Annotated in this window: 13 protein-coding genes and 2 tRNA genes; 8 read left to right on the forward strand and 7 right to left on the reverse strand. The window is 64.2% G+C overall.

Annotated elements, in window-relative coordinates:
- Nucleotides 1–137 precede the first annotated feature (137 nt).
- From OYT13_RS17730 to OYT13_RS17740, 3 genes are all read right to left on the reverse strand, one after another.
- Nucleotides 138–1325, reverse strand: coding sequence for an alpha-hydroxy acid oxidase (locus OYT13_RS17730; protein WP_268566731.1), 1188 nt, complete (start codon nucleotides 1323–1325; stop codon nucleotides 138–140).
- A gap of 65 nt (nucleotides 1326–1390) precedes the next feature.
- Nucleotides 1391–1864 (reverse strand): Lrp/AsnC family transcriptional regulator, encoded by a 474-nt coding sequence (locus OYT13_RS17735; protein ID WP_017235024.1) that lies wholly within the window; start codon nucleotides 1862–1864, stop codon nucleotides 1391–1393.
- A gap of 200 nt (nucleotides 1865–2064) precedes the next feature.
- Complete coding sequence (locus OYT13_RS17740) at nucleotides 2065–2814, reverse strand: CerR family C-terminal domain-containing protein (RefSeq protein ID WP_150563442.1); 750 nt, start codon at nucleotides 2812–2814, stop codon at nucleotides 2065–2067.
- Nucleotides 2815–2916: 102 nt separating this feature from the next.
- Here OYT13_RS17740 and OYT13_RS17745 point away from each other — a divergent pair, with 102 nt between their 5' ends.
- From OYT13_RS17745 to OYT13_RS17755, 3 genes are read left to right on the forward strand one after another with little or no spacing between them, the layout of a single operon-like run.
- On the forward strand, nucleotides 2917–4257 hold the full coding sequence (locus tag OYT13_RS17745; protein WP_261938162.1) for an HlyD family secretion protein: 1341 nt from the start codon (nucleotides 2917–2919) through the stop codon (nucleotides 4255–4257).
- A gap of 10 nt (nucleotides 4258–4267) precedes the next feature.
- Complete coding sequence (locus OYT13_RS17750; protein ID WP_261938161.1) at nucleotides 4268–5983, forward strand: DHA2 family efflux MFS transporter permease subunit; 1716 nt, start codon at nucleotides 4268–4270, stop codon at nucleotides 5981–5983.
- 6 nt (nucleotides 5984–5989) lie between these two features.
- A complete protein-coding gene (locus tag OYT13_RS17755; RefSeq protein WP_017235020.1) occupies nucleotides 5990–7462 on the forward strand; it encodes an efflux transporter outer membrane subunit in 1473 nt (490 codons plus the stop codon).
- A 169-nt stretch (nucleotides 7463–7631) separates the two neighbouring features.
- Here the strand turns inward: OYT13_RS17755 and OYT13_RS17760 are convergent.
- Nucleotides 7632–7708: transfer RNA gene (locus OYT13_RS17760), tRNA-Arg, on the reverse strand.
- A 154-nt stretch (nucleotides 7709–7862) separates the two neighbouring features.
- Nucleotides 7863–7939, reverse strand: a tRNA-Arg gene (locus OYT13_RS17765).
- A gap of 408 nt (nucleotides 7940–8347) precedes the next feature.
- On the opposite strand from OYT13_RS17765, the gene OYT13_RS17770 reads away from it, so the two are divergent.
- A complete protein-coding gene (locus tag OYT13_RS17770; RefSeq protein ID WP_017235019.1) occupies nucleotides 8348–10000 on the forward strand; it encodes a long-chain-fatty-acid--CoA ligase in 1653 nt (550 codons plus the stop codon).
- A gap of 210 nt (nucleotides 10001–10210) precedes the next feature.
- Here OYT13_RS17770 and tcdA read toward each other — a convergent pair whose 3' ends face one another.
- Nucleotides 10211–11047 carry a tRNA cyclic N6-threonylcarbamoyladenosine(37) synthase TcdA gene (tcdA, locus tag OYT13_RS17775; protein ID WP_442796421.1) on the reverse strand — a complete coding sequence of 279 codons (837 nt, stop codon included), beginning with the start codon at nucleotides 11045–11047 and terminating at the stop codon, nucleotides 10211–10213.
- Between tcdA and OYT13_RS17780 the strand changes: the two genes are divergently transcribed.
- From OYT13_RS17780 to OYT13_RS17795, 4 genes are all read left to right on the forward strand, one after another.
- The gene (locus OYT13_RS17780; protein WP_254441004.1) at nucleotides 11046–13124 is read left to right on the forward strand and encodes an AsmA family protein; all 2079 of its coding nucleotides are present in this window, start codon (nucleotides 11046–11048) and stop codon (nucleotides 13122–13124) included. The genes tcdA and OYT13_RS17780 overlap by 2 nt on opposite strands.
- Nucleotides 13125–13406: 282 nt before the next feature.
- Nucleotides 13407–14054 carry a pyridoxamine 5'-phosphate oxidase gene (pdxH, locus tag OYT13_RS17785; protein WP_017235016.1) on the forward strand — a complete coding sequence of 216 codons (648 nt, stop codon included), beginning with the start codon at nucleotides 13407–13409 and terminating at the stop codon, nucleotides 14052–14054.
- A gap of 113 nt (nucleotides 14055–14167) precedes the next feature.
- Nucleotides 14168–15379, forward strand: coding sequence for an SAM-dependent methyltransferase (locus tag OYT13_RS17790; protein WP_261938159.1), 1212 nt, complete (start codon nucleotides 14168–14170; stop codon nucleotides 15377–15379).
- Nucleotides 15376–16509 carry a DUF72 domain-containing protein gene (locus OYT13_RS17795; RefSeq protein WP_261938158.1) on the forward strand — a complete coding sequence of 378 codons (1134 nt, stop codon included), beginning with the start codon at nucleotides 15376–15378 and terminating at the stop codon, nucleotides 16507–16509. Before OYT13_RS17790 ends, OYT13_RS17795 begins: the two co-directional genes overlap by 4 nt.
- Nucleotides 16510–16712: 203 nt before the next feature.
- Here OYT13_RS17795 and fabV read toward each other — a convergent pair whose 3' ends face one another.
- On the reverse strand, nucleotides 16713–17906 hold the full coding sequence (gene fabV / locus OYT13_RS17800) for an enoyl-ACP reductase FabV (protein WP_017235013.1): 1194 nt from the start codon (nucleotides 17904–17906) through the stop codon (nucleotides 16713–16715).
- Nucleotides 17907–18061: the final 155 nt, after the last annotated feature.

Consider the following 18061-nt stretch of genomic DNA (forward strand, 5'->3'; position numbering starts at 1 on the left):
GACTGACCCATGCCTTGCATCATCGCCGGCGCCACGGTCCAGCGGAAGCCGGCAGGCCGAATATCGGAAAGCCCCTACGCCAATGAAAAAGCCGCAGCACGATGGCTGCGGCTTCTCTCACGGGCACGACAGACGGCTCACCGCCTGCCGGGTTCCACAAGGTACGATCCAATGCCCGTCGGATAGCTTCCCGGGATGAGCATCGACGTGTCGAGACGCTCGATGCTCGTGCGACCGGTCAGCGCCATCGTCACGTCCATCTCCCTGGCAATGACCTCCAGCGCGCGACGCACGCCCGCCTCGCCCATCGCCCCCAGCCCGTACAGGAACGGTCGCCCGATCAACGTCCCCTTCGCGCCCAGCGCCATCGCCTTGATCACGTCCTGCCCGGAACGCACACCGCCGTCGAGCCACACCTGCGTGTCGCGTCCCACCGCCGCGACAATGTCGGGCAGCGCCCGGATCGTCGAGATCGCCCCGTCGAGCTGACGTCCGCCGTGGTTGCTCACCACGATCGCATCCGCCCCTGCGTCGCGCGCCGCGCGCGCATCGTCCGGATCGAGCACGCCCTTGAGCACGAGCTTGCCGCCCCAGCGCTTCTTGATCCAGGCCACGTCGTCCCAGGACAGGCGAGGGTCGAACTGCGCCGCCGACCACGCCGCGAGCGAACCGATGTCGTCCACCCCCTTCGCATGCCCCACGATGTTGCCGAACGTGCGACGGCGCGTGCCCAACATGCCCAGGCACCAGCGCGGCTTGGTCATCATGTTGGCAATGTTCGGCAGCGTGAGCTTCGGCGGCGCCGACAGGCCATTCTTGATGTCGCGATGGCGCTGGCCGCTGATCTGCAGATCCATCGTCACCATCAGCGCCGAGCACCCCGCCGCCTTGGCGCGATCAATCAGTCGCTCGATGAAGTCGCGATCGCGCATCACGTACAACTGGAACCAGAACGGCGCCTTGGTATGCGCGGCCACATCTTCGATCGAACAGATCGAAACAGTCGAGAGTGTGAACGGCACGCCGAACGCCTCGGCCGCGCGCGCCGCGAGAATCTCGCCGTCCGCATGCAGCATGCCGGTCATGCCGGTGGGCGCCAACGCCACCGGCATGGCGACCGGCTCGCCCAACATCGTCGCGCGCGTGCTGCGATGCTCGATGTTGACCGCGACACGCTGGCGAAACGCAATCCCGCCAAAGTCCGCCGCATTCGCCCGATACGTCGACTCGGTCCATGAGCCGGAATCGACATATTCGTAAAACATGCGCGGCACGCGCCGCTGCGCGAGCACCCGCAAGTCCTCAATGGTGGTAATCACTGCCATGCTGCGTCTCTTCTTCCGGGAAGTCCCGACCGTCTTTCGGGAACTGGTGAATATCGTCGATATTTTTATTTCTGCTTCACCAGATCGACGAGCGACTGGGTTTGCTTGATTGTCTTGAGCACGATGTTCGATTGGATCGCCATGACCGCCGGCGCACGGTACAACTCGTTCACGATGAAATCCGAGTAATGCGCGAGATTCCGGGCCCTGACGGTCAAGATGTAATTGGCCGAGCCAGTGACGATGCGTGCGGTCACCACCTCAGGCCAATTCTGGACGCAAGCGAGAAACTTCTCGTGCCATTGATCGACATCGGGGCGCAGCGAGATTTGGACCAGGGCTTCGAACTCGAGGCCGATATGCTGTGCGTCCACGATGCAGCGGTATCCGGAAATCACCCCGCGATCCTCGAGCAACTTCACCCGACGAAGGCAGGCCGATGGCGACAACCCGACGGCATCCGCCAACTCCTGGTTGGAGATGCGCCCGTTGAGTTCGAGATGGCGCAGGATACGCAGATCGGCAAGGTCAAGGTTCATTGGCAGAATCCATCAAGTTCCCCAGGATTCTGGCAGATCCTTCGAATCGCCGCCAGTTGTCCGCCACAAATGGCCAGCAAATCCCATTTTTGCGTTGAACTCGTAACGCCCGGCCAAGCCCGGGCACGGTGTGCTATCCGGGCCGTGAACGCCGTTTTCCGAGATTGCCGCTGTCGCGCCGCTTTCGCGTTGCGACGTGCCTACCCACCCGACTTGCGTTGCTTGACGATGCGTTGCAGCAGGTACCGCGTCTGTTCGAGCACCGCCTCGCGCACCATCCGGTTGCGTTCGGGATTCGGCTCGCTCGCCCACCCCATCGAACTGTCGACAGAGCGGCGCATCACGCGAAACGCCATGCCCAGCGTACTGATGCACACGGCCCGAACCCGCATTGCCTCATCGTCGGGCGCCACGCCCGCGAGCCGCGTCACAATGTTCGCCCCTACCGCGGCGAGCCGGCTCGAAAAGCGCTCGTGGAACACCTTGAAACCCGCCTCGGGTCCAAGCCCTGCCTGCTCACGGGCCATGAACATGTGCCAACCCTCGATCTCCGGCACTTCCTCCATGAACCCCGCCTTGCGGTTCTGCAGCTCGCAGAATGCGTCGATAAGCTGCTTGTCGGTCGCCTCCGGTTCGGCCACCACGCGCTCGGCCGCCTCGATCGCTTCGCCCATCTGCCCCATGACAAGACCCACGATGTACTCGACGCACGCCGTGTACACCCCCTCCTTGTTGTCGAAGTAATACTGCAGCGCCGGTGCGTTCACACCGGCCTCGTTCGCGATGTCCCGCGTGGAGGCCCCCGCAAAACCGAACTCGCCAAAGCACTTGATCGCCGCCAGGATGATGCGCGCGCGCGTTTCCTCACCACGTTGATACCCCGTGTCGACCGCATGCCGCGTTCGCACAGGCGTGCGTGGTGCTCGCCCGGCGCGTGAAGTTCCTGTCATGTCTGTCCTTGCTTGCCAAAACTTTCGTCAAAAATATAACACTTGACACAAATCGATCAACTGGAATAATTTTGCCAAACGGAATAATTTGAAGGCTCCCTCATGTCAACCGCAGCACCGGTCAAACCGACAACCTCGACACCGCCGATCGCACGCCACGCCGACACCCCGACCGCCAGGACCGTGGAAGCCGCCGAGACCACGCAGACGCCGGGCCGGCCCGAGGCGCCGGCCAACCGTCGTCGCAAAACGATTCTGCTGGGTGCGCTGGCAGTGGGCGTCGTCGCGGGTCTTGGCTGGGGCGCGCACTGGTGGTTCGTTGCGCGCTTCATCGAGTCGACCGACGATGCCTACCTGCAAGCCGACAGCATGACTGTCGCGCCCAAAGTGGGCGGCTACGTAACGGAAGTGTTAGTGCGCGACAACGAAACGGTGAGCGTTGGTCAGCCGCTCGTGCGGCTCGACGCGCGCCAATACCAGGCCGCCTTCGACGAGGCACAGGCAACCGTGCAGGCACGCGAAGCCGATGTCGCGCGCGCCGAGGCCGAACGCGCCCAGCACACCGCGACGATCGCGCAAGCGCGCGCCGAACTCGACGGTGCGCGTGCGGACGCGCGCTACACGGCGGGTCAGGTCAAACGCTATGCTCCGCTCGTGGCCACCGGCGCGGAAACCGACGAGCGTCTTGCTGAGCTGCGCAATGCCAGCACCCGCGCCGACGCCACGCTCAAGAGCCATCAAGCCAGCGTTCAGGCGAGCGAGCGTCAGGCCGACACGCTCGACGCCGCGCTGGCGCAGGCCAAGGCGCAATTGACGGTCGCACAGGCCAGTGCGCGCAAGGCGGAACTCGATCTCGCCGACACAGTGGTCAAGAGCACGCTGGCCGGCCGCATCGGCGATCGCGCCGTGCGCGTGGGCCAGTTCGCTCAGCCGGGCACGCGGTTGCTGACCGTCGTGCCGGTGCAGAACGTGTATCTGACGGCGAACTTCAAGGAAACGCAGGTGGGTCATATGCGGCCCGGCCAGCCGGTGACGGTTCACGTCGACGCCCTGCCGAGTCAGCCGATTCACGGCGTGGTCGATTCGCTCTCGCCGGGCACGGGCGCACAGTTCGCCTTGCTGCCCGCGCAGAATGCGACCGGGAACTTCACGAAGATCGTGCAGCGCGTGCCGGTGCGCATCCGGCTCGACGTGCCGGCATCGCTGCGCACGGTGCTGCTGCCGGGCCTGTCGGTGACGGCGGACGTCGACACCCATCGCCGCGATACGGCCGCCCCCGCCAAGCAGGCGAGTCGGGCCGATCAAGCAGATCGGGCGAGCGACCCCGTGGTACAGCTCGCGCTCAGCGCGCCACTGAACGCCCTCGTCGGCCCCGTCACCAGCGCGCCGTCGAACGCCGACGCCGCACCGTCATCGGCAAACGTTGGGGCGCAACGTGGCTGAGCGTGGCGCGATGGACACATCGTCGATCACTTCGCCTTCGTCGTTTGCGTCGTCTCCGTCGCCCTTGCCCATCGAGCCGACGCGCGACCAGGCGCGGAGTGCCGTGGCGGCCGGCAGCGGCGGGCATGGGGGACCTGGCGGACGCGGGGGAAACCCAGGCGGTGTCGCCGCGAACGCCGCCACGCCGCGCAACGCGTCGGCGTCGGACTGGATCGCCGTGGCGGCCGGCGCACTGGGCGCCCTGCTGGCCACGCTCGATATCTCGATCACCAACTCCGCCCTGCCGCAAATACAGGGGCAGATCGGTGCGTCGGGCACCGAGGGCACCTGGATCTCGACCGGCTACCTGATGTCGGAAATCGTCATGATTCCGCTCGCCGCGTGGCTCACGCGCGTGCTCGGTCTACGGCGCTTTCTGATGCTCAACGCCGTTTTCTTCACGCTCTTCTCGATGATGTGCGGCGCATCGAGCAGTCTGGCCGAGATGATTGTCGGCCGCATCGGACAGGGCTTTGCCGGCGGCGCCATGATTCCGACAGCGCAGATGATCATCCGCACGCGCCTGCCCCGCCACCAGATGCCCGTGGGCATGGCAATGTTCGGCCTGATCGTACTGCTCGGCCCGCTGCTCGGCCCGGTGGTCGGCGGCTGGCTCACCGAGAATGCCAACTGGCGCTGGTGCTTCTTCCTGAACCTGCCGATCTCGGCGACTATCGTCACGTTGCTCATGCTCGGCCTGAAGCGCGAACCGACCCATCTGCAGGCGTTCTTCAAGGCAGACTGGCTGGGCATCGTGGGCTTGACCATCGGCCTGAGTACGCTGACCGTGGTGCTGGAGGAAGGACAGCGCGAACGCTGGTTCGACTCGCCGCTGATCGTCTGGCTCTCGATCGTGTCGGCCATCGGCATCGCCATGATGCTGGTGGCGCAGTTCACGGCGGAGAAACCGATCGTCAAGCTCTCGCTGCTGGGTAACAGGAATTACGCGAGCGTGATCTACATCGTGTTCACGGTGGGCGCGGGACTCTATGGCGTGTCGTATCTGCTGCCGCAGTTCCTCGCGACGATCGCGGGCTACAACGCGCAGCAGTCGGGCAACATCATGCTGCTCTCGGGGCTGCCTGCCTTTCTGATGATGCCGTTCCTGCCGCGCCTGATCAGCCGCGTGGACATTCGTCTGCTCGTGATTCTCGGGCTGCTGTGCTTCTTCGCCAGTTGCATGCTCGACATCGATCTGACCGCGCAAAGCGTGGGGCATGATTTCACGATGTCGCAATTGCTGCGCGGCGTGGGACAGATGCTCGCGATGATGCCGCTCAACCAGGCGTCGATGGCGGCCGTCGAGGCGCAGGACGCGGGAGACGCCGCCGGTCTGTACAACATGGCCCGCAACTTGGGCGGGTCCGTCGGACTCGCGTTGCTCGGTACGCTGATCGACCGGCGCACCGCCTATCACGACGCCATGCTGCGCGAGACGATCACTGCCAACAGTTCGCTGGGTCAGGCGCATCTTGCCGCCAACGCGGCGAGCTTCTTCGCGCAGACGGGGGATAGCGTGCATGCGCAATTGCAGGCCACCGCACAGCTGGCCGCCGAGATCGCGCAGCAGGCGAGCGTGATGACCTTTTCCGAAACTTTCTATGCACTGGGGATCGCGCTGCTGCTTTGCGTGCCGCTGGCCCTGCTGCTCAAGCAACCGACCGGCTTCAGTTCGGGCGGACATTGACCGATCATGACGCTGCATATCCGAACGATGGCCCTCGCGGCCGCCCTTCTCGTCACCGGCTGCACGGTTGGCCCCGATTATCGTGGCGCGCCCGAGGTGGCGGCCAATGCCCTGCGCACGGGCGCCACGTATGCGCATGCCGGAGACGGCATCGCGGCGCATACGCCGGGGGTCGCCCGATGGTGGACGACACTTGGCGATGCGCAACTCACGGCGCTGATCGACGACGCCATCGCCCATAGCCCAGATATCCGCGCGGCACAGGCGAAGGTGCGCCAGTCTCGCGCAAGCCTGCGCAATCATCAGGCCGACCTGCTGCCCAAGGCGGGACTCGATCTCGCGACGCTGCGCACGCGCTCGCCCGATCTGAGCCTGCTTGGCGGCAATGGCGGAAATGGCGGCAGCGGCAGTGGTCGCGGCCCGCTCGACTTGTATCTCGCCGGGTTCGACGCGAGTTGGGAGATCGATCTGTTCGGCGGCACGCGACGCGCTGTCGAGGCCGCCAGCGCGGACGCCGATGCGGCGTCGGAGGATCTCGCGGACGCCCACGTACAACTCGCCGCCGAAGTCGCACAGGCCTACGTCGCCTTGCGCGATCAGCAGGCACGGCTGGCGCTGGTGCGCGACTCGGCACAACTCGAAGGCGAGATGCTCGATCTCACCCGCCAGCGTCGCGCGGGGGGCGTCGCGTCGGAACTCGACGTCGAACGACTCATCACGCAGGTGGAACAGACGCAATCGCGCGTGCTGCCGCTCGAAGCGGACGTCATCGAATCGCTCGATCAGTTGGCGCTGCTCACCGGCCGTGCGCCGGGTGCGTTGGACACCGAGCTGTCGGTTCCCAGGGCCTTGCCGAGCGTGCCGAAGACGGTCGCCATCGGCGATCCGTCCGCGTTGTTGCAGGCACGCCCGGACATCCGTGCGGCAGAACGTCGCCTGGCGTCGCAGAACGCCCAGATCGGTGTGCAAACGGCCAACTGGTTTCCGAAGCTCTCGATCATGGGCGAACTCGGATATTCGGCGCTGGATCCGGGCCATCTGGTGCGTAAAGACAACTTCAGCTGGATGACGCTACCGCGCCTGCAATGGAATGTGCTCGATTTTGGACGCGTGCAGGCGAGCGTCGACGGCGCGAAGGCCGGTCGCGATCAGGCGCAGGCGAAGTATGAAAGTGCCGTGCTCAGCGCGTTGCGCGACGCCGACGTGGCACTGGCACGTTACGGGCATCAGCGCGAAAACGTATACCGTCTGCGCAGTGTGGAGGCCTCGGCCACGCGGGCCGCAACGCTCACGCGTCAACGTTATCGCGCCGGCACCGCAAGCACGCTCGATTGGCTCGATGCCGAACGCACGCGCTTTTCCGCCGAGCAGGACCGGGTCGCGGGCGATGCGCAACTGCTCAAGTCGTTCGTGACGCTACAGAAGGCGCTGGGTCTGGGATGGCAGGTGGGATCGACGCCGGGTTCGACGACGGGGTAAGGGACACGCGATACGATGCATCGCCGAACAAGATGACAATCGGGCGGCGCGGTCATCTTGACGGGCGGCGCAGGCAAGACGGGCATCGCATGGCAACGTACTTTTCGGCGGCGCCAATGAAAAAACGCTCCAGAAGCTTTCGCGTCTGGAGCGTTTTTACCAACTGAGTTGGTGCGGCTGGCAGGATTCGAACCCACGACCCCTTGGTTCGTAGCCAAGTACTCTATCCAACTGAGCTACAGCCGCATTTACTACACGCGAGACCCGATCAGGCGATGCTGCTGCTGTCGGTTCGCCTTCTCATCGACGCGGGCCGAATGTGCATGACATGCGGCGCGTCACTGGGAAGGACTCTCCCGAAAAACGGAGGGTCTCCCCGTGAGGAGACCCTCGAAATAAGTGGCGCGGCTGGCAGGATTCGAACCCACGACCCCTTGGTTCGTAGCCAAGTACTCTATCCAACTGAGCTACAGCCGCGTCGTGAGAACAGAATTATGTAAGAAACCCGCCTACCACGCAAGTGATTTTTGCAATTCTTTTGTCATAACTCCGATTTCCCTACCGTATCGCGCATTCCATGCGGGATTAGCGCGGAATCATCCGCACTGGCAAGTCTTTGCAGCTAGAGCAATTACTCCACGCAAACCCGCGTCGAATCAGGGCTTTCCATGTGCGCCCATGCGCGACAGCACGGTATGCTACGGCTTTTTGCAGCGCGTCGAAGGGCGCGTTTGCCGCACGCGCGAGACCGGATCGGCAAGACAACCGGTTCGGCTCCCTCTCTCGCGCGGCCAAAAGAAAAATGCGACGAAACCACGCACCGCGCGCCTACGCTCTTCCCCCGGCGACGACGATGCGATAAAAACCATATTCAAGGAGGCGCTCATGGAAAAAGTCTGGCTCAAGAGCTATCCGCCCGGCGTGCCGGCCGAGATCGACGTCAACACGTATCGTTCGCTGAACGATCTGTTCCTGCAGAGCTGCCGGAAGTTCGCGAATCGTCCGTCGTTCACCAATCTCGGGGTGACGATGACATTCGCCGAGCTCGAGCGCCAATCGCGCCACTTCGCCGCGTATCTGCAAAGCCTGCCCGGACTCGAGCGCGGCTCGCGCGTGGCAATCATGTCGCCGAACCTGCTGCAATACCCGGTCGCCGTCTTCGGCATCCTGCGTGCCGGGATGGTCGTCGTCAACGTCAATCCGCTCTACACCGCGGGTGAACTCGAGCATCAACTCCAGGATGCCGGCTGCGGCGCCATCGTCGTGATCGAGAACTTCGCCGCCACGCTGCAAAAGGCCTTGCCCAACACGCCGGTCAAGCACGTGATCACGACGGCCATCGGCGACCTCGTGCCCGCGCCGAAGCGCTGGATCGTGAACTACGTGGTGCGCCACGTGAAGAAGATGGTGCCCGAGTGGCACATCCCGCACGCGGTGCCGTTCCGCACCGCGCTGGCGAACGGCGCACGCGCCACGCATCAGGAAGTGCCACTGGGTCACGACGACATCGCGTTCCTGCAATACACGGGCGGCACCACCGGCGTTGCCAAGGGCGCCATGCTCACGCATCGCAACATGATCGCCAACATGTTGCAGGCGCGCGCCTGGATCGGCGAGGGACTCCAGGAAGGCAAGGAAATCATCGTCACCGCCCTGCCGCTCTATCACATCTTCTGCCTGACGGCGAACTGCCTGGTGTTCCTCCAACTGGGCGCACTGAACCTGCTGATTACCAACCCGCGCGACATGCCCGGCTTCGTGAAGGAATTGGGGAAGTGGCGGTTCACGTTCATGACCGGCGTCAACACGCTGTTCAACGGGCTGCTCAATACCCCGGGCTTCGACCAACTCGACTTCAGCGCACTCAAATGCGCACTCGGCGGCGGCGCCGCCGTGCAACGGGCGGTGGCCGAGCGCTGGCAGAAGGTCACGGGCCATGCGCTGATCGAAGCTTACGGTCTGACCGAGACATCGCCCGCCGTGTGCATCAACCCACTCGGCAGCGAGTTCAACGGCTCCATCGGCCTGCCGATCTCGTCGACGGAGGTGAGTATCCGCAACGATGCCAACGAGGCGCTCGGCTTCGGACAGGAAGGGGAAATCTGTGTGCGCGGCCCGCAAGTCATGAAGGGCTACTGGAACCGCCCTGACGAGACCGCCAAGACCGTCACGCCCGACGGCTGGCTGCGCACGGGCGACATCGGCACGATGGACGAACAAGGGTACGTGCGCATCACCGATCGCAAGAAGGACATGATCATCGTGTCGGGCTTCAATGTGTACCCGAACGAGGTGGAGAGCGTGTTGGCCATGTGCCCGGGCGTGCTCGAATCGGCCGTCGTCGGCGTGCCGAGCGAGCGTACCGGCGAAGCGGTGAAGGCCGTGATCGTCAAGAAGGCGCAGGACCTGACGGAGAAGGCCATCGTCGACTTCTGCCGCGAACACCTGACGAACTACAAGGTGCCGCACGTGATCGAGTTCCGCACGGAACTGCCCAAGACGCCGGTCGGCAAGGTGCTGCGCCGCGAACTGCGCTAACGATTCACGTCATCGAGTTGTCTCGTCGTCCGTAACGACATTCAGAAACGTGGACGCCGCGTTGACAATGGCCGGGAGCCATCCCGGCCATTGTCATTTCAGACGGCGAAACATCGTCGTCTCGATCGAGAGATCGGCCTCGATTGGTAACTTTTGGTTACAGACGTGACGTGCACACCTTGGTACAACAGGAGCACGTCAGCGAAGCTTTCAGGCGGCACGCGTCGTGATTCGCTTCAAAACGTAAGCGGCGGCCGCCATGCCGAAGGTGGCCGTGACACACACGCTCGAGCCGAAACCGGCGCAGTTCAGGCCCTGTGGGCCCGCAACGGCATTCGCCGCTTCAGCGGGGGTGCACGCCGCTTCCGGGTACTGCAACGGCTCATCCGAGTACACGGCGGGTACGTTGAACTTGGCTTTCGGCCCACGGACAAAACCATGTTGCTTGCGTAATTGCGCGCGCACTTTGGCCAACAGTGGATCCTGGATCGTGCGGGTGAGATCGTCGATACGGATGCGTGTCGGATCGATCTGACCGCCGGCCCCACCCACGGTGATCAGACGCTGCGCATGCGCCACGCACCACGCGATGAGTGCCGTCTTCACGCGGACGCTGTCGATGGCATCGACAACCCAGTCGAAGCCGCCGCCCAGCATGGCGTCGAGGTTGTCCAGGGCAACGAAGTCCTCGACCAGCGTGAGTTGGCAGGCGGGATTGATGGCCAGGATTCGCTCGGCCATCGCGGTCACCTTCGGCTTGCCGAAGTTGCCGTCGAGGGCATGCACCTGACGATTGGCATTGCTTTCGGCGACGTTATCGAGATCGATGAGCGTGAGCCGGCCCACGGCGCTGCGCGCCAGTGCCTCGGCCACCCACGAGCCAACGCCGCCAATGCCGATGACGGCCACGTGCGCGTCACGCAGGCGCGCGAGACCGTCGTTACCGTACAAACGCGCGACGCCGCCGAAACGGCGGCCGGCGTCAAAATCTTCCTCCGGTGGCGGAGTGGGCACCGGAGCAAACATATTCGACGGGGTACTGTTCATGATGCGATGGGTAACGTCCTTGAAATGGCTGGCGATCACGATGGTCGCCATCGTGCTGGCATTCGCGGCGTTCATCACGTGGTTTGACTGGAACTACGCCCGGCCCTTCATCAACCGGGAGGTGAGCACCGCGACCGGTCGTCCGTTCGACATCCGGGGCGACCTCTCGCTGCACTGGCTGGCCCCGAACGCCAATGCCCCCGGGCTGGGGCGCTGGCTGCCGCGGCCTCGCCTGATCGCGAATGATATCGTGTTAGGCAATGTTGCGTGGAGCCAGACGCCGAACATGATCACGCTGGGCCGGCTCACGTTCTCACTTGAATGGCTGCCGCTGCTCGACAAGCACGTGGTTCTGCCCGAAGTCGCCTTGTCCGCGCCGAAGGTGCTCATCGAGCAGCGGGCCGACGGGCAAAACAACTGGACCTTCACGAAGGGCGACGGCAAACCGTCGCCGTGGACACTGCGCATCGGCCGCCTGATTCTCGAAGACGGTGAGGTCCACGCCAATCTCGTGCCGCAGCAGCTCGATCTGAACGCGAACATCGCCACCATCGACGGCCAGGCACCTTACGGCATCGGCATTTCGCTCAAAGGCACCTTTCGCAAGGTCGCCGTCACCGGCCACGCCCGCGCAGGCGACGTGCTCTCACTCGAAGATACCGGCGATCCCTTCCCGCTCGATGCCGACGTGCGCATCGGACGCACGCAGATCGCAGCCATTGGCACGTTCACGAATCCGGCCACGCTCTCCGCGCTCGACATGCATCTGCGCCTGTCCGGGCCGACGATGGCCGACCTGTATCCGATTACCGGCGTGCTGCTGCCGCAAACCCCGGCCTACGAGACCAACGGTCATCTGCTGCATACGGCGGGCGTGTGGCGTTATGAACGCTTCCAGGGCAAGGTCGGGCAGAGCGATCTGTCCGGCACCCTGGTCTTTCGTCAGCGGCAGCCGCGCAATATCCTGCAGGGCGCGGTCGTGTCGAATCAATTGCGGCTGGTCGATCTCGGCCCGCTTGTCGGCGCACAGAACCCTTCGGGCGGCGGCGATCTCACGGGCAAGCCTAAGGCGCCACCGTCCGACAAGGTGCTGCCGGTCGACCCGTTCAAGACCGATCGCTGGCGTGCCATCGACGCCGACGTGCAGTTCACCGGCCGCAAGATCATCAAGGACAAACGCCTGCCGATCGACAACCTCGTCACCCATCTCGTGCTCGACGACGGCGTACTCTCGCTCCGGCCACTGGAATTCGGCGTTGCGGGCGGACGCATCACCTCGACCCTCGTGCTCGACGGGCAGACCACGCCGATGAAGGTCGATTCGCAGGTCTCGCTCCGCCACCTGCAGATGAAGCAATTGCTGCCGGACGTCAATCTGATGAAGACGAGCGTCGGCGAGGTCAACGGCGACGCCGCGCTCACGGCGACCGGCAACTCGATTGCCGCGCTGGCCGGCTCGTCGAATGGCGAGATCAAGACACTGATCGACCGCGGCTCGATGAGCAAGCTGCTGCTGGAGTATCTGGGGCTCAACGTCGGTAATATCGTCGTCACCAAACTCTTCGGCGACAAGCAGATCGAGATGCGATGCGCGGCCGCCGACTTTGCCGTGCGCGACGGTGTCATGGACGCGCGTACGTTCGTCGTCGACACCGACGACACGAGCATTGGCGTTACCGGACAGGTCGATCTCAAGCGCGAGCACTTCAATCTGACCATCCGGCCCGAGCCGAAGCACTTCGGCCTCCTGTCCTTGCGCTCGCCGCTCTATGTGCGGGGCACATTCAAGCATCCGGACGTCGGCGTGAATGTCCCCACGCTGATCGCCCGCGCCGGGGGCGCGATCGCACTGGGCGTGCTCGCGCCGTACACGGCACTCGTGCCACTGCTCGAACTCGGCCCGGGCAAGGACAGCCCTTGCGGCGAACTGCTCGCCAGCCTGAAGCGTCCCCCCAGCCGCCATCCGTCGGCGGTCAAGCCGGTGCCCGGCGCGAACGGCAATCCGGCCGGCGGCCAGCGCGAACCCCGCGCATCGGCCACGGCCCCGACGTTCGGGCCGGGCCGCGAAACGCCCTGACCGCCCATGCCGATCACGTCGCCGTCGCTCGGTCAACGCAATGCCCATGCCCGCGCTAGGGAATTGTCGCTGCCGCGCCACGCAACGTCGCGGATGGCGCCAACCGCACCCTCCATTAGTTCACTCCTTAAATATCAAGCACATGACGCGAATCGCCCGTCCCACGGTGCATTCGGAGAATCGATGCGCCGGCAATGCGGCAAATCGCCTCTTGCGCACGTTCGCCGAGTCTTCGCTATACTGTGTCGCAACCCCACCCGCAACAGACCGACACCGATCGTCGTGACCCAGACGCTTTCTCTCGCGGACCTGCGCAAAAATTACGCCCTCGGCTCACTTTCCGAGACCGATGTCGCGCCCAGCCCGTTCGATCAATTCCGACGCTGGTTCGAGCAAGCGCTCGCGGCCCAACTGCCCGAGCCCAATGCCATGACGCTCGCCACCGTCACGCCTGACGGCCGGCCCGACGCTCGCATCGTACTCATCAAGGGCGCGGACGAAAACGGATTCACGTTCTTCACGAATTACGAGTCGCGCAAAGGCCGCGAACTGGCGGCCACGCCTTACGGCTGCCTGCTGTTCCACTGGATCGAACTCGAGCGCCAGGTGCGCATCGAGGGCCGTGTCGAGAAGGTGAGCGAAGCGCAGAGCGACGCGTATTATCATTCGCGCCCGGTGGGCTCCCGTCTGGGGGCCTGGGCCTCGGTACAGAGCGCCGAAGTGTCGGATCGCAGCATCATCGAGCAACGCGAGGCGGAATTCCGGCGCCAGTTCGGCGACGCCCCGCCGCGACCGCCCCATTGGGGGGGCTACCGGCTCCTGCCGGAGACCTTCGAATTCTGGCAGGGCCGCGAGTCGCGCCTGCACGATCGCATCAAATATTTCCAGCTTGCCGACGGATCCTGGCGCGTCGCGCGCCTGTCCCCGTAATCATGATGTCGGCGACGCCGACGCGGTACGCCTGCCTGCCCGTTTGACGAGGAGACGTCACTGTGCCGTGCGCTACGGAATGAAGTTTTTTTGGTGACACTTGGAGCATATCCATGTTGTGGGAGAAAAAACTCGAAAACTGGGTCAGCGGCGTCAAGACATCCTCCAACCTGCCGATCCGCCTCGCGCTCTGGAATGGACAGCACTACGATTTCGGCGCGTTCGATAACCCCAGCGTAACGTTGCGCATCAATGGCCCCGCGGCTGTGACGCGTCTGTTGAGTCCCAGCCTGGACAATCTCGGCGAGGCCTATGTGAAGGGCGAGATCGACGTCGAGGGCAAGCTCGTCGACGTCATCGACATGAGTTACGCCCTCGCCGGCAGCAGCCTCACCACGCTCGGCCCGCTGGAACGTGCGGTGCGCCACTACACGCACAGCAAGAAGTCCGACAAGCGCTCGATCGAGTTCCACTACGACGTGTCGAACGAGTTCTACCAGCTCTGGCTGGACAAGAACATGGTCTATTCGTGTGCCTACTTCGAGAACGGCGACGAAGACCTCGATACGGCGCAAGAGAAGAAGATCGATCACATTCTCACCAAGATCGCCTTGCAGCCCGGGCAGACACTGCTCGATATCGGCTGCGGCTGGGGCGCCCTTGTGATTCGCGCTGCGCAGAAGTTCGGGGCGAAATGTGTCGGCATCACGCTGTCGCAGAATCAGTTCGATCTGGCCACCGAACGGGTCAGGAAACTCGGCCTGACGGATCGGATCGAAATCCGCATCCAGGATTACCGCGACGTGGAAGGTCAGTTCGATCGCATCACCAGCGTGGGGATGTTCGAGCACGTTGGACGCAAGAACCTGAAAGACTACTTCGCCAAGATGGCGTCGCTGCTTAAGGACGACGGCGTCGCCATGAACCATGGCATCACGTCGACCGATCCGGATAGCGGCGAAACGGCGATGGGCGGCGGCGATTTCATTGACAAGTACGTGTTCCCCAACGGCGAGTTGCCGCACATCAGCCTCGCGCTCGAATCGATGCAGCGCGGAGGACTCGAAGCAAGTGATGTGGAAAGCCTGCGCCGTCACTATGCCCGCACCCTCGCGCTCTGGTCCGAGCGCTTTGAAGCGCACGCCCCGCGTCTGCGCGAACTGGCGGGCGAAGAGCGCTTCCGCGTCTGGCGCGTGTACCTGGCGGGCTGCGCGTACGCGTTCGAGCATGATCACGTCTCGCTCTATCAGGTGGTCTGCCGCAAGGCGGGTCAATCCGCCACGCGTCTGCCCTGGTCGCGCCGTTACATGTACGAGAACCGATGAGCCAGTTCGATCTGTTTGGCACGGCGCCTGACGATCCCGCGACAGGCGGACGTGCCAGGCAGGTCGATGGCGACACCGAGGCACCAGCAAGCCACGCCCCTCGCGCCGGTCAAACACGCCGCGGCGGTGTCGGTGCGGCAGATCTTCCCGGCGACGTGCATCGGTTGGGCGAGCGGCTACCCGGCTCGATTCGCCTGGGCACCTCGTCGTGGTCGTTCCCGGGCTGGAAAGGCATTGTCTGGGACGACGACTACAGCGACACCAAGCTCTCGCGTCAGGGGCTCACCGCATATGCGAGCCATCCGGTGCTGCGTTGCGTGGGGATCGACCGGTCGTTCTACAAACCGATGTCGATTGTCGAGTATCAGAAGTACGCGCAGCAGGTGCCGGAGGACTTCCGCTTCCTGGTCAAGGCGCCCAGCGTCGTGACCGACGCCCTCTTGCGCGGAGAAAAAGGCGAAGGCCTGAGCGCGAACCCCTGCTTTCTCGACGCGCGAATTGCCGCCGAGCAGTTCGTGACCCCGTGCCTGACCGGGCTCGGGTCGAAGGCGGGCGTGCTGGTGTTTCAAGTGTCGCCCTTGCCGTCGGATCTGCTGCGCGACATCCCCGCCCTGATTCACCGTATCGAAGCGTTCTTCGCCGCGCTGCCGCCACTGCCACAGGGGGACACTACGCCCGAAGGCCTCGCCGCTCCCGGGCCGTGCTACGCACTGGAAATTCGCGACGGCGCGTTGCTCACGCCGCGTCTCATGCGCTCGCTCGGGCCGTTGGGGGTGCGCTATTGCCTCGGCCTGCACGCGCGGATGCCGCATGTGGAGCGGCAGGCCGCGGCACTGGCGATGCTCGACGAAGCGGGCGCCGGGCCACTCGTGGTGCGCTGGAATCTGAACAGTGGCCATCGCTACGAGCAAGCCAAGGCGAAATACGCGCCGTTCGACAAGATTGTCGATCCCGACCCGGTAACGCGCGACGTGCTGGCCGCGCTGGCCGCCCACTACGCCGTCGCTGGCCATCCCGTGTACGTGATCGTCAACAACAAGGCCGAAGGCTCGTCGCCACTGTCGTGCCGCGCGTTGGCCGAACGTATCGTCGAGTTGTCTTCGACACCGTCGCTCGCCAGCGCGGAGTGACGATGGCCTGCCCGATGCGACGACGGAACGACGTGAAGACGTGAAGACACAACCACGCCACGCTCGGCACGCGGCACGCACCCCTCGCGAAAACGACAATGGCCCGAGCCGGCATCTGCGCCAAACTCGGGCCATCGTGATTGCACTGCGAAGCGGCTGAACGTCCCGGGAGGTGCTTGAACGCTCCCGAACGCCCTTACGCTTTACGCCACGAGATGCGGAATCGGCACGTCCGGATTCACGTCGGCCTCGTAATCCACACCGTCGATCTCGAATCCAAACAAGCGCAGGAATTCGTGCTTGTAGCCGGCGAAGTCCGTGAGGTCATACAGGTTCTCGTCGGTCACCTTGTCCCACAGTGCTGCGACTTCAGCTTGCACGTCGGGCGAAAGCTCCTTCTGATCGGTGCGCACACGGCCTTCGTCGTCGAGCTTTGGCGTCGCGCCATACAGGCTGTCCTTGTACAGGCCGTAGATCTGCTCGATGCACCCCTCATGCGTGCCCTTGGCCTTCATCACCTTGAACAGCAGCGAGAGGTAGAGCGGCATCATCGGGATGGCCGAGCTGGCTTGCGTGACCAGCGCCTTGAGCACGGCCACGCGCGCGTCGCCGCCGCTGGCCGCGAGTTTGGCGCGAAGGCCCAGCACCTTCTCGTCGAGATCCTTTTTGGCCGCGCCAATGGACCCATTCCAGTAGATGTCGTGCGTGAGCTTCTCGCCGAGATACGTGAACGCCGTGGTCTTGGCGCCCGGGGCGAGCACGCCCGCGTCGGCGAGCGCGTCGATCCACATCTGCCAGTCTTCGCCGCCCATGACGGCCACCGTGTTGTCGATCTCTTCCTGCGTGGCCGGTTCGAACACCGACGCCTTGACGACTTCCTTGTCGGTATCGATACCGCGCAACGTCACCGACTTGCCCACCGGCTTGAGTACCGAGCTGAACACCTGCCCCGTTTCCGGATGCGTGCGGCGCGGCGACGCCAGGCTGTAGACGACCAGATCGACCTGACCGAGATCCTGCTTGATCGTCTCGATGGTCTTGGCCTTGATTTCCTTGGAGAAGGCGTCGCCGTTGATGCTCTTCGCGTACAGCCCCTTCTCGGTGGCGAACTTGTCGAACGCGGCCGTGTTGTACCAACCGGGCGTTCCCGGCTTGGTCTCGCTGCCGGCGCGCTCGAAGAACACCCCCAGCGTTGCGGCGTCGCTGCCGAAGGCGGCGGTAATGCGCGCGGCCAGGCCGTAGCCGGTCGACGCACCGATCACGAGCACCTTTTTCGGGCCGTTCGCAATCGCACCCTGCGCTTTCACATACGCGATCTGTTGCTTGACGTTGGCCTCGCAGCCGACAGGATGGGTGGTGACGCAGATGAAGCCGCGCACGCGTGGCTTGATGATCATGGAAACCTCGTTCACAAAAATCGGAGATGCCGGCTCACCCGGCAAACACCGCGCATTGTAAACGAGGTCGCGACCGAGCCGGCATTTTGACGGGGGGTTCTCTCACCCCATGCTTTGGCTTTCAGACACCCGGCGAAGTCCGTTCGGACAACGCC

It is taken from the genome of Pandoraea sp. XJJ-1, from assembly GCF_026802345.1.
In the GTDB taxonomy this organism is placed as follows: domain Bacteria; phylum Pseudomonadota; class Gammaproteobacteria; order Burkholderiales; family Burkholderiaceae; genus Pandoraea; species Pandoraea cepalis.

Bases quoted from the DNA above. Each gene is read 5' to 3' on its own strand.
- OYT13_RS17745 (WP_261938162.1), top strand. From the start codon at position 2,917: ATGTCAACCGCAGCACCGGTCAAACCGACAACCTCGACACCGCCGATC.
- fabV (WP_017235013.1), bottom strand. From the start codon at position 17,906: ATGATCATCAAGCCACGCGTGCGCGGCTTCATCTGCGTCACCACCCAT.
- OYT13_RS17770 (WP_017235019.1), top strand. From the start codon at position 8,348: ATGGAAAAAGTCTGGCTCAAGAGCTATCCGCCCGGCGTGCCGGCCGAG.
- OYT13_RS17750 (WP_261938161.1), top strand. From the start codon at position 4,268: ATGGACACATCGTCGATCACTTCGCCTTCGTCGTTTGCGTCGTCTCCG.
- OYT13_RS17780 (WP_254441004.1), top strand. From the start codon at position 11,046: ATGATGCGATGGGTAACGTCCTTGAAATGGCTGGCGATCACGATGGTC.
- OYT13_RS17790 (WP_261938159.1), top strand. From the start codon at position 14,168: ATGTTGTGGGAGAAAAAACTCGAAAACTGGGTCAGCGGCGTCAAGACA.
- OYT13_RS17795 (WP_261938158.1), top strand. From the start codon at position 15,376: ATGAGCCAGTTCGATCTGTTTGGCACGGCGCCTGACGATCCCGCGACA.
- OYT13_RS17740 (WP_150563442.1), bottom strand. From the start codon at position 2,814: ATGACAGGAACTTCACGCGCCGGGCGAGCACCACGCACGCCTGTGCGA.
- OYT13_RS17730 (WP_268566731.1), bottom strand. From the start codon at position 1,325: ATGGCAGTGATTACCACCATTGAGGACTTGCGGGTGCTCGCGCAGCGG.
- tcdA (WP_442796421.1), bottom strand. From the start codon at position 11,047: ATGAACAGTACCCCGTCGAATATGTTTGCTCCGGTGCCCACTCCGCCA.
- OYT13_RS17735 (WP_017235024.1), bottom strand. From the start codon at position 1,864: ATGAACCTTGACCTTGCCGATCTGCGTATCCTGCGCCATCTCGAACTC.
- OYT13_RS17755 (WP_017235020.1), top strand. From the start codon at position 5,990: ATGACGCTGCATATCCGAACGATGGCCCTCGCGGCCGCCCTTCTCGTC.